Origin of the sequence: Micromonospora sp. CPCC 205558 (genome assembly GCF_036902955.1) — a bacterium.
GTDB lineage: Bacteria > Actinomycetota > Actinomycetes > Mycobacteriales > Micromonosporaceae > Micromonospora.
The window spans coordinates 24,013-34,040 of record NZ_JBAKHR010000050.1 but is presented as its reverse complement, the minus strand read 5'-3'; the positions used below and the strand labels follow the sequence as shown (position 1 = coordinate 34,040).

Annotated in this window: 10 protein-coding genes; 2 read left to right on the top strand and 8 right to left on the bottom strand. The window is 71.2% G+C overall.

All coding sequences use genetic code 11. From position 1 onward, the window contains the following. Positions 1–195: 195 nt before the first annotated feature. Genes V6U86_RS32310 through V6U86_RS32300 form a run of 3 tightly spaced genes read right to left on the bottom strand, consistent with a single transcriptional unit; the run spans position 196 to position 2,226 of the window. The gene (locus tag V6U86_RS32310; RefSeq protein ID WP_334510132.1) at positions 196–813 is read right to left on the bottom strand and encodes a DUF3618 domain-containing protein; all 618 of its coding nucleotides are present in this window, start codon (positions 811–813) and stop codon (positions 196–198) included. Next, a complete protein-coding gene (locus V6U86_RS32305) occupies positions 810–1,277 on the bottom strand; it encodes a phage holin family protein (RefSeq protein ID WP_334510130.1) in 468 nt (155 codons plus the stop codon). Before V6U86_RS32305 ends, V6U86_RS32310 begins: the two co-directional genes overlap by 4 nt. 31 nt (positions 1,278–1,308) lie before the next feature. After that, a complete protein-coding gene (locus V6U86_RS32300) occupies positions 1,309–2,226 on the bottom strand; it encodes a hypothetical protein (protein WP_334510128.1) in 918 nt (305 codons plus the stop codon). A 229-nt stretch (positions 2,227–2,455) separates the two neighbouring features. Between V6U86_RS32300 and V6U86_RS32295 the strand changes: the two genes are divergently transcribed. Next, a complete protein-coding gene (locus V6U86_RS32295; protein ID WP_334510126.1) occupies positions 2,456–2,947 on the top strand; it encodes a DUF4383 domain-containing protein in 492 nt (163 codons plus the stop codon). 64 nt (positions 2,948–3,011) lie between these two features. After that, positions 3,012–3,671, top strand: coding sequence for a DUF6766 family protein (locus tag V6U86_RS32290; RefSeq protein ID WP_334510124.1), 660 nt, complete (start codon positions 3,012–3,014; stop codon positions 3,669–3,671). 16 nt (positions 3,672–3,687) lie between these two features. Here V6U86_RS32290 and V6U86_RS32285 read toward each other — a convergent pair whose 3' ends face one another. The 5 genes from V6U86_RS32285 to V6U86_RS32265 all read right to left on the bottom strand — a co-directional run bounded on the left by V6U86_RS32285 (position 3,688) and on the right by V6U86_RS32265 (position 9,900). Next, positions 3,688–4,137, bottom strand: coding sequence for a GNAT family N-acetyltransferase (locus tag V6U86_RS32285; RefSeq protein WP_334510122.1), 450 nt, complete (start codon positions 4,135–4,137; stop codon positions 3,688–3,690). Between the two features lie 70 nt (positions 4,138–4,207). Then, positions 4,208–5,683 carry a GTPase ObgE gene (obgE, locus tag V6U86_RS32280; protein ID WP_334510120.1) on the bottom strand — a complete coding sequence of 492 codons (1,476 nt, stop codon included), beginning with the start codon at positions 5,681–5,683 and terminating at the stop codon, positions 4,208–4,210. A 96-nt stretch (positions 5,684–5,779) separates the two neighbouring features. Beyond that, positions 5,780–6,034 carry a 50S ribosomal protein L27 gene (rpmA, locus tag V6U86_RS32275; protein WP_007464062.1) on the bottom strand — a complete coding sequence of 85 codons (255 nt, stop codon included), beginning with the start codon at positions 6,032–6,034 and terminating at the stop codon, positions 5,780–5,782. Positions 6,035–6,045: 11 nt separating this feature from the next. After that, positions 6,046–6,360, bottom strand: a complete 315-nt coding sequence (rplU, locus tag V6U86_RS32270) for a 50S ribosomal protein L21 (RefSeq protein ID WP_007464063.1) — start codon at positions 6,358–6,360, stop codon at positions 6,046–6,048. Positions 6,361–6,786: 426 nt separating this feature from the next. Next, complete coding sequence (locus tag V6U86_RS32265; protein ID WP_334510111.1) at positions 6,787–9,900, bottom strand: Rne/Rng family ribonuclease; 3,114 nt, start codon at positions 9,898–9,900, stop codon at positions 6,787–6,789. Positions 9,901–10,028: the final 128 nt, after the last annotated feature.

The window sequence follows — 10,028 nt, the reverse complement described above, 5'->3', positions numbered from 1 at the left end:
GACGGGACAGAACAGCCCATGAGCGACAAAAACCAGTTCGAAACTGCAAGACCGGGGGGGCAGGGGGGGGGCGGGGCGGGGCGGGGCGGGGACGGGGGGGCGGGGCGGGGCGGGGGCAGCGCGGGGGGCGGGGGCGGGACAGGTCGCGGGCACCCGGGGGTGGCCGCGAGCTGTCGCGCTGTTTTGGGAGTTGGGTCAGGGGGTGGCGTGGTCCTTGACGTTGTGGGCGGCGGACTTCGTGTCGTCCTTGACCGCGTGCACGGCGTCCTGAGCGGTGGACTTCACCGACTCGGCGGCCTGCCGGGCCGGCTCGCGCAGCTCACCGGCCACCTCGCTCAGCTTCTCCTTCGCCGCCCCGCTGTGCTCGCTGACCCTGGCCTTCACCTGGGTGGCGACCTCCTGCTCCCGGCGCGAGGCCGGGATCAGCGACGAGGCCAGCCAGCCGACCCCGAACGCGATCAAGCCGGCAGCGAGAGGGTTGCCCTGGGACTTCTGCCGAATCACCCGCGGCGCGCTGTGCGCGGCGTCGCTGACGGTGGCCGCCGCCGAGTGCGCGGCACCGCTGACGCTGGAGGCCGCCGACGAGGCGTGGTCACCCACCGAGTGGGCGGCCTGGCCGGTGCCGTGGCCGAGGTCAGACGCGGTTCCCATGACCTTGTCCCTCACATTCTGCAGAGCGGAACGGGCCCGCTGCTTGCGGTCGTCGACGATGCGGCTGGGGCTGACCTTGTACGCCAACGCATCCACATCGGAGCTGAGGCTGTTACGGGTGGCTTCGATCTCCCGGCGGATCTGATCGGGATCGGTGCTCATCGGGTGACTCCCTCCGGGTGTGGCTTGAGCGCGTCGGGAATCCGCTGCACGCTGTCGTTGGTCTGCTTGAGCCCGCGTACGTGCTGGGCGTTCTTCTTGGCCATCGAGTAGAGGACGGCGGCGACCGCGGCCCAGATCACGGCCACGATCAGTGCGGCCAGGCCGGAGTCCATGACGTTGTCCAGGAACTGCCACACGGCGATGGACACGAAGAGGGCCACCATGTAGCCGCCGAAGCCGGCACCGCCGAAGAGGCCCGCGGCCTTGCCGGCCTTCTTGCCCTCCTGGCGGATCTCGGCCTTGGCCAGCTCGACCTCCTGACGCATCAGCGTCGACAGGTCGGTGGTGACCTGACGCATCAGGTCACCCAGCGAGCTGCTCTTCACCTCCGCGTCGGTCTGCGGGGCACCCGCGTCGGGGTGGTAACCGGAGTCCAGGCCGGACCCCTGCGTCGGCATGCTCATGCCGTCGTCTCCCTTCGGATGACTCGGCGGCTCACGGGCGAGGGTTGCCGCTGGAGGGCACGCCCGGCAGCGGGTCGGTCTGGGTCACCGGCGGCAGCGGCTGACCGGTGCCGGAGTGCTCCGGGTGGTCGCCCCGGCCGGGCTCGGCGTAACCGCCGGGTGCCGGGTCGGCGTAACCACCGGGTGCCGGGTCGGCGTAACCACCGGGTGCCGGGTCGGCGTAACCGCCGGGGGTCGGGTCGGCGTAACCACCGGGCGTCTCGTCGGCATAGCCACCGGACGTCGGCGGGGTGTGCGTGCCGGGGGTCGGGTCGAGGTAGCCGCCGGCCGGGACGGCGTCCGGCACCGCGCGAGGCGCCGGCGGTGGCGTCGGGATCACAGCGGTCTGCTCCGGGTCGTACGCACCGCCGCCCCGGTAGGTCGAGGAACCGTCGCCGGAGTCGTCGCCGGCGGCCGAGATGCCTCGGGTCAGCCGGCCCGCCAGCACACCGAGGACCGCCGCGCCAACCAGGAAGGTGCCCGGGTTACGCCGCGCGTAGTCGCGTACCTCGGTGACCAGGTCGCCGGGCTCGCGCTGCTCAAGCCAACCGGCGACGCCCTGCACCCGGTCGGCGGCCTGGCGGGCCAGCTCGGTCACCGGGCCGGCCTGGCCACCCTGCTCGGCCATCGAGCGCATCTCGTCGGCCAGCGAACGCAGCCCACCGGCGGCTCGCCGCTGCTGCTCACCGGTCTGACTGGCGAGCTGGCTGCGGGCCTCGCCGTACAGGTTGCGGGCCTGTCGGGCCGCCTCACGGCCGACCTCGGTGCCCTGCTCCTTGGCGGTCTGGGCGACCGCGCCACCAGCCTGCGCGGCCTCCGACCCGACCTGGCGCGCCTGGTCGCGGACGCCACCGCCGTTGGTCGACTGCTGCCCGTACGTGGAGGACGTCGATGAAAGATCGTAAGTCATGATTTCCCTTCCGCTCAGAAAGTCGTCGCGGTTGTGCTGGGGGGATGCGGCGCGTTGCCGCCGCCGCTGACCATTCACCTACCCTGCGTTCCGGCTTCCATACCTCTTCGTGCATTTCTCTGCGCGGCCCACCGGATGGACTTCAAAATGGAGGATCGTCGGGCTGCGTCACGTCGCCGCTGCGGACAGTGAGGTTCGCCAGGCCGGCAGATCCACGGAGGGGGCAGCGATGGCACGAGGCGCACGAGGCGGCCGAGCGGCCGGTCCCCGACCCCGGGTCCAGGTGGCCGCGCTGGTCGTGGCCGGGGTCTTCCTGCTGATCGGCGTCCTCGGCTTCATCCCCGGCATCACCACCGACTACGGCGAGCTGAGGTTCGGCGGGCATCACTCGGACGCCCACCTTCTCGGGCTGTTCCAGGTGTCGATCCTGCACAACGCGGTGCACCTGTTCTTTGGGCTGGCTGGCCTGGTGCTGGCCCGCAGCATCGCCGGCGCCCGCGTGTTCCTGGCCGGCGGTGGCGCGATCTACCTCGCTCTCTGGCTGTACGGCCTGGCGATCGAGGCGATCAACCCGGACGCTGGGGCGAACATCCTGCCGCTCAACGACGCCGACAACTGGCTGCACCTCGCGCTCGGCTTCGGGATGCTCGCGCTCGGGCTGCTGCTGTCCAACCAGGCGGGCACCGGCGGACGCCTGGACGGCCCCGCCGAAGGGCGCTGACCTGGGGGTTTGGGTTTCGCGGTCACGCCCACAGGGGTAATCGACCGGCGAAGGAGGTGTGACCATGCCTCGTTGGCTCCGTAACAACGCCCTGGCCGTCGCCATGCTGGGCGCGTTCCTGGTCTTCCTCGTGTTGCAGAGCGTCTTCGGCTGGCAGACCCACAACGAGGAGCTGACCGAGTTCGGAGCCGCGCCGCTGAGTTGGCCGGCGTACCTGACCACTGGGCACTTCGTCGAGGCGGTCTTCGAGAACTGGGAGTCGGAGTTCCTCCAGATGGGCGGCTACGTGCTGCTCACCGCGTACCTGGTGCAGCGGGGCTCGGCCGAGTCGAAGCCGGTGGACCAGACCGACCGGCCGGAGGACGACGAGCGCCGGGCGACCCCGCAGTCACCCTGGCCGGTACGCGTCGGCGGCCTGCCGCTGGTGATCTACCGGAACAGCCTCTCCCTCGCGCTGCTGCTGATCTTCGCCGGTTCCTTCGTCGGTCACCTGCTCGGTGGCACCGCCGCGTACAACCAGGAGCAGGCGCTCCAGAGCGGTGCTCCGCCGATCGGGGTGTGGGAGTTCCTCGGCACCAGCGACTTCTGGTTCCAGTCCATGCAGAACTGGCAGAGCGAGTTTCTCGCGGTCGGCGCGCTGATCCTGCTGAGCGTCGTCCTACGCCAGCACGCCTCGCCGGAGTCGAAGCCGGTGACCGTCGCGCACGCCAGCACCGGCGCCTGACCGGCGACGCGACGCCTCAGGCCGCGACCGGCAACCGCTTGGCGAAACAGACGCTGTACGGGTTGCTCACGTACTCGCCGTAGACCGGGATCTGCTGGTAGCCACCCGAGGTGTACAGCGCGATCGCGGCCGGCAGGTAGCTGCCGGTCTCCAGGCAGACCACCGAGTGCCCCTGCCGGAACGCGCACTCCTCCAGCGCGGCCAGCAACTGCCGGGCGATACCCCGCCCCCGGTAAGCGGGCCGCACGTACATCCGCTTGACCTCGCCGGTGTCGGCATCGAGCGCCTGGAGCCCACCGCAGGCGACCGCCCGACCGTTCACCACCACCGCCAGGTAGCGGACGTCGTCGTGCGGCAGGAAGACCTGCCCGTCCAACCCGCCATCGGCCTCGCGCAGCTCACGCTGCTGCGCGACGACAAGGGCGGCGATCTCCGGATCGGTGGCAGGCCGGGACTCGATCAGCATCACCCCACGCTAGGATGCGCCGATTTCGCGAAGGTTTCCGGAAATCAACCCCATGACGGAGCGCAACGAACTACTCGGCGTCGTCCTCGTCGTCGAGGTCGTCGGACAGGTCGTCGGACGCGTCCGCGCCCACCTCGTCCGCCGACCGCACCCGACGAGCCTTCCGGGCGGCGAGTCGATCCGCGGCGGAGGCCCGGTTCGACTTCTCCTCCAGACGGATGTCGGTGCCCCGGTTGCCGGGTACGAACTCGACGCCGGCGAAGAGCGTCGGCTGCCAGTCGAACTCGCGCACACCGATCCGGACCAGATCACCGGGCTGCGCGCCGGCCTTGGCCAGCTTGTCCTCCACGCCGAGCCGGGCCAGCCGGTCAGCCAGGTAACCGACCGCCTCGTCGTTGTCGAAGTTGGTCTGCTTGACCCAGCGTTCCGGGCGGACACCGCGGACGGTGAACGAGCCGTCCGCCTCGGCCGTGATGGTGAAACCGTCGTCGTCCACGGCCATCGGGCGGATCACGATCCGGGTCGGCTCGGCCGGCGGGGCGGCATTCCGCTCTGCCTCGACCAGATCGGCCATCGCGTAGGTCAGCTCCTTGAGCCCTTCCCGGGTGGCGGCGGAAACCTCGAACACCCGGTAACCGCGCTCCTCCAGGTCGGGGCGCACGATCTCGGCGAGGTCGCGGCCGTCCGGCACGTCGACCTTGTTGACGGCGACCAGCCGTGGGCGGTCGGCCAGGCCGCCGTACTGGCTCAGCTCGGACTCGATGGCGTCGATGTCGGCCACCGGGTCGCGGCCCGGCTCCAGCGTCGCCGAGTCGATGACGTGCACCAACACCGCGCAGCGCTCGATGTGCCGCAGGAACTCCAGGCCCAGCCCTTTGCCGGTGGCCGCACCGGGGATCAGGCCCGGCACGTCCGCGACGGTGAAGGTGTGGTTGTCCATCCGGACCACACCGAGGTTGGGCACGAGGGTGGTGAACGGGTAGTCGGCGATCTTCGGCTTGGCGGCGGAGATCACCGAGATCAGCGACGACTTACCGGCGGACGGGAAGCCCACCAGGCCCACATCGGCGACGCTCTTCAGCTCCAGCACGATGTCCAGTTGGTCGCCGGGCTCCCCCAACTCGGCGAAGCCGGGTGCCTTCCGCTTGGCGTTGGCCAGCGAGGCGTTGCCGCGCCCGCCGCGCCCGCCGCGGGCAACCTCGAAGGTGGTGCCGGCACCGACCATGTCGGCCAGCACGGTGCCGTCGGTGCTCTGCACCACGGTGCCGTTGGGCACCTTGAGCACCAGGTTGTGGCCATTGGCCCCGTCCCGGTTCGAGCCGGCGCCGCCCTTGCCGTTGTCGGCCTTGACGTGCGGGTGGAAGTGGAAGTCGAGCAGCGTGGTCACCTGCGGGTCGACCACCAGGGACACGCTGCCGCCGTGCCCACCGTTGCCGCCGTCCGGCCCACCGAAGGGCTTGAACTTCTCGCGGTGGATCGAGACACAACCGTGCCCGCCATCGCCGGCCTGCAGGTGCAGAACGACCCGGTCAACGAACGTTGCCACGGCGTCAATCCTTCCAGCGAGGTCCAACCTCGCACTTCGCGAAAAAGGCTAAGCGGGCCGGGACCCGGAGGTCCGCGGCCCGCTTAAGCCCGAGAACTACTGCTGCGGAACGATGCTGACGGTCTTGCGACCGCGCTTGGTGCCGAACAGGACCGCACCGGCGGACAGCGCGAACAGCGTGTCGTCGCCGCCACGGCCGACCAGGTCACCGGGGTGGAACTTGGTGCCACGCTGCCGGATGATGATCTCACCGGCGCTGACGACCTGACCACCGAAGCGCTTCACGCCAAGTCGCTGGGCCGCGGAGTCACGACCGTTACGCGAGCTGGACGCACCCTTTTTGTGAGCCATTGGAGGACGACCTACTTCCCGCTGGAGATGCCGGTCACCTTGACCTGGGTCAACGGCTGGCGGTGACCCTGGCGCTTGTGGTAGCCGGTCTTGTTCTTGAACTTGTGGATCCGGATCTTCGGGCCCTTGGTGTGCGCGGCGATTTCGCCGGACACCGCGACCTCGGCAAGCTTCGCCGCGTCGGTCACCAGGTCGTCACCGTCGACGAGGAGCACCGCGGTGAGCTTCACCGCGTCACCGGGGGCACCGGTGAGCTTCTCGACCTCGATCACGTCGCCCTCGGCGACCTTGTACTGCTTGCCGCCGGTCTTGACGATCGCGTACATCGGAGGCGGACTCCCTGTCGTTGAGGCTGCTGGCGGTCGTCCCCGCAGCGGCTCGCCGGGTAGCAGTGCACGGCGGCGCGGGCACACGGGAACTCGGCACACCAAAGGTGGGCCGCAGGCAAGAGTACGCCATTGCTGGCCCGGACCCCAAACCGGCCCGCCCTGGTCAGCGAGCGCAGAGCTGGTCGAGGCGCAGCTGGAGCCGGTCGAGTTCGGTCTCGTCGATCGACCAGACGTCCGTACCGAGCGCGGAACCTTCGGTCTCGACGTCGGTGATCAGGGTCTGAGCTGCGGACCGCCCCGGCGAACGGCGGCTCCGCGCCTGGCCGGGACGGCCGATGGAGGACCGGTGGCCACAACGACGAGGTCCCTCCCCCGTCACTTGCCGGGAGAGGGACCTCGTCACACACGTGGCCGGTCAGGCGCTCAGGGGCGGGTCCGGCGACGGGCGCCACCCCGACGCGACCGACGACGACCGCCACCACCCTCGGTGGTCTCCTCGTCGCCCTCACCGTCAGCGAGCGCGTCCGGGTCGTCCGCCGCGGCCAGCCGAGCCGACTCACCCTGCTGAGCGTCGGAGATCGCCGGCGCGGCGGCGGTGTCCGACTCGTAGCGGGACAGGTCGTAGCCCATGGTGTCCTGGTAGTCGGCGTCCGGTTCGGCGTTGGAATCGGTGTCGACGACCTCCACCACGGTCCGCTCGGCCGCAGCCGGGGCGTTCTTGCGCGCCCGACGGCGGGACGACGTGGCATTCGGCTCGGCCGCCGGAGCGGGAGCCACCGACGCGGCGACCGCCTTGACCTTCTCCCCCGCACCGGCGGGGCGTGGCTTCTCCGGCACCGGCTCGGTGTGGATGATGACGCCCCGGCCCTTGCAGCACTCGCAGGTCTCGCTGAACGCCTCCAGCAGGCCCGCGCCGATCCGCTTACGGGTCATCTGCACCAGACCGAGCGAGGTGATCTCGGTGACCTGGTGCTTGGTGCGGTCCCGGCCCAGGCACTCGGTGAGCCGGCGCAGCACCAGCTCACGGTTCGACTCCAGCACCATGTCGATGAAGTCGATCACCACGATGCCGCCGATGTCACGCAGCCGGAGCTGACGGACGATCTCCTCCGCCGCCTCCAGGTTGTTGCGGGTGACGGTCTCCTCCAGGTTGCCCCCGGAGCCGGTGTACTTGCCGGTGTTGACGTCGACGACAGTCATCGCCTCGGTGCGGTCGATCACCAACGAGCCGCCGGAGGGCAGGAAGACCTTGCGGTCCAAGCCCTTGATGATCTGCTCGTCGATCCGGTACTCGGCGAAGACGTCACTCGTGCCGACGTGCCGGCGCACCCGGTCGACCAGGTCCGGGGAGACGTGCGACAGGTACGACTCGACCATGTCGTACGACTGCTCGCCCTCGATCACCAGCTCGCGGAAGTCCTCGTTGAACAGGTCCCGGACCACCCGGATGACCAGGTCGGGCTCCCCGTAGAGCAGCACCGGAGCGCCACCCTCGGCGGCCTTGGCCTGGATGTCCTCCCACTGCGCCTGGAGCCGCTTGACGTCGCGGGCCAGCTCGTCCTCGGTGGCGCCCTCGGCGGCCGTCCGGACGATCACGCCCGCGCCGTCCGGGACCAACTTCTTGAGCACGTCCCGCAGCCGCTTGCGCTCGTTGTCCGGCAGCTTGCGGCTGATCCCGGAGGCGTTGCCGTTGGGTACGTAGACCAGGTGCCGACCCGAGAGCGCGATGTGGCTGGTCAGCCGTGCGCCCTTGTGCCCGATCGGGTCCTTGGTGACCTGGACCAGCACCGAGTCGCCGGAGCGGAGCGCCTGCTCGATCGAGCGTGCCCGCCCCTCCAACCCGGAGGTGTCCCAGTTGACCTCACCGGCGTACAGCACCGCGTTGCGGCCCCGGCCGACGTCGACGAACGCGGCCTCCATGCTCGGCAGCACGTTCTGCACCTTGCCGAGGTACACGTTGCCGGCCATCGTCGCGGAGGAGTTGCGGGTGACGTAGTGCTCGACCAGCACGCCGTCCTCCAGAACGGCGATCTGGGTGCGGTCACCGCGTTGGCGAACCGCCATCACCCGGTCGACGGCCTCCCGGCGTGCCAGGAACTCCGATTCGCTGAGGATCGGCGGGCGGGTACGGCGCTGCTCCCGGCCGTCGCGGCGGCGCTGGCGCTTGGCCTCCAGCCGGGTCGAGCCGGACACGCCCTGCACCTCGTCGACGGTTCGGCGCGGCTCACGGATCTTCACCACGGTAGGCACGCCGTCGTCCGCCGCGCCCTCGGTGTCACCGGCGCCACGACGGCGACGGCGGCGACGACGACGGGTCAGGCCGTCCCCGCCCTCGGACTCCTCGTCCTCGTCCCCTTCGGCCTCGGCGGTCTCTTCCTCATCGGCCTGCGCCGCCTCCTCGGACTCCTCGTCCTCGGCGTCGTCGGCCCCGCCCTTACCCCGACCCCGGCCCCGGCGACCACGCCGACGGCGGCGGCGCGCGGCGGCGCTGTCCTCGTCGTCCTCGTCCGCCTCGGCGGCCTCGTCGGCCTCCTCGGTCGGCTCCTCTTCGGCCTCGATCGCCTCGACCGGCTCCACCGGCTCGACCTCGCGGCGACCACGCCGACGGCGGCGGGACGGCTCGGCGGCTTCCTCGACGACCGGCTCCTCGGTCGCCGCAGCGGGCTCGACCGGTCGGGTCACCGGCACAGCGTCCGGCTGGGGTGCCATGAACAGCACCGTGGGCGCGGAGAGCGCAGCCCGCCGACGACGGGTACGCGGCTGCTCCGGCTCGATCTCGGCCGGCTCGTTCGGCTCATCCGTCACACCGGACACGGCCACGCCCGGCGCCACGTCGCCGGAACGCTCCTGCGGGCCACTGCTCCAGGCCAGCTCGGCGGCGGTGGTGCTCGGCAGGGCCTCGGAGTCGTTCAACTCGGCCTCGGCCTCGCGCAGGTCGGACTCCGCCGACTCCTCGGCGACGGCCGGCTCTTCCACGACCGGCTCCTCGACGGCGGGCACTTCGGCGGCGGCGGCCGGCTGCTCGGTGGCGGGCGGCTCCTCGACGGCAGCTGGCGTGGCCTTCTTGCGCCGGGTACGGGTCACCTTGACCGGCGGAACCACCTCGGCCGAGGCCGCCTCCGCGGAGGCGGCGACCAGCGGCTCCTCGGCGGTCGTCTCGACGGCGGTGGCCTTTCGGCGGCGCCGGGGGGTCTTCGGGGCGACGTCCTGGTCGCCGGAGACCGGCGCGAAGACCTCCGCCTGCGGCGTTTCGGCGCCGCCGGCCCCACCGGTGGACGCCTCGACCGGTGCATCGGTCTGCTCCGGCTGCTTGAGCGGGGCGGCCCGACGACGGGTCGCCCGGGTGCGCCGCACCGGCGCGGCCGGCTCGGCGGCCTCGGGAGCGCTCTCCGTGCCGGCCGGTTCCACCGACGCCGAACCGACAGCGGTGGTGGGGGGCGCGACGGCGGCGCCGTCGGCCGTGCTGCTCTGGTCGGCGGTCTCGCTGGCCGGCTGTGAACCGGTCCGTTCGCCGCCCTCGGGCTCGTTCTCGAGCATGGACGTTCTCCAGTTCTGGCTACCCCGGGCGCGGGTGAGCGCTGCCACGCAGGGTCGCCGCAAAAGTGTTTCCGCCGGGCGCGCGAGGTGCGCGACCGCCGAAGTCTGCCTGCCAGAGCACGGACCGT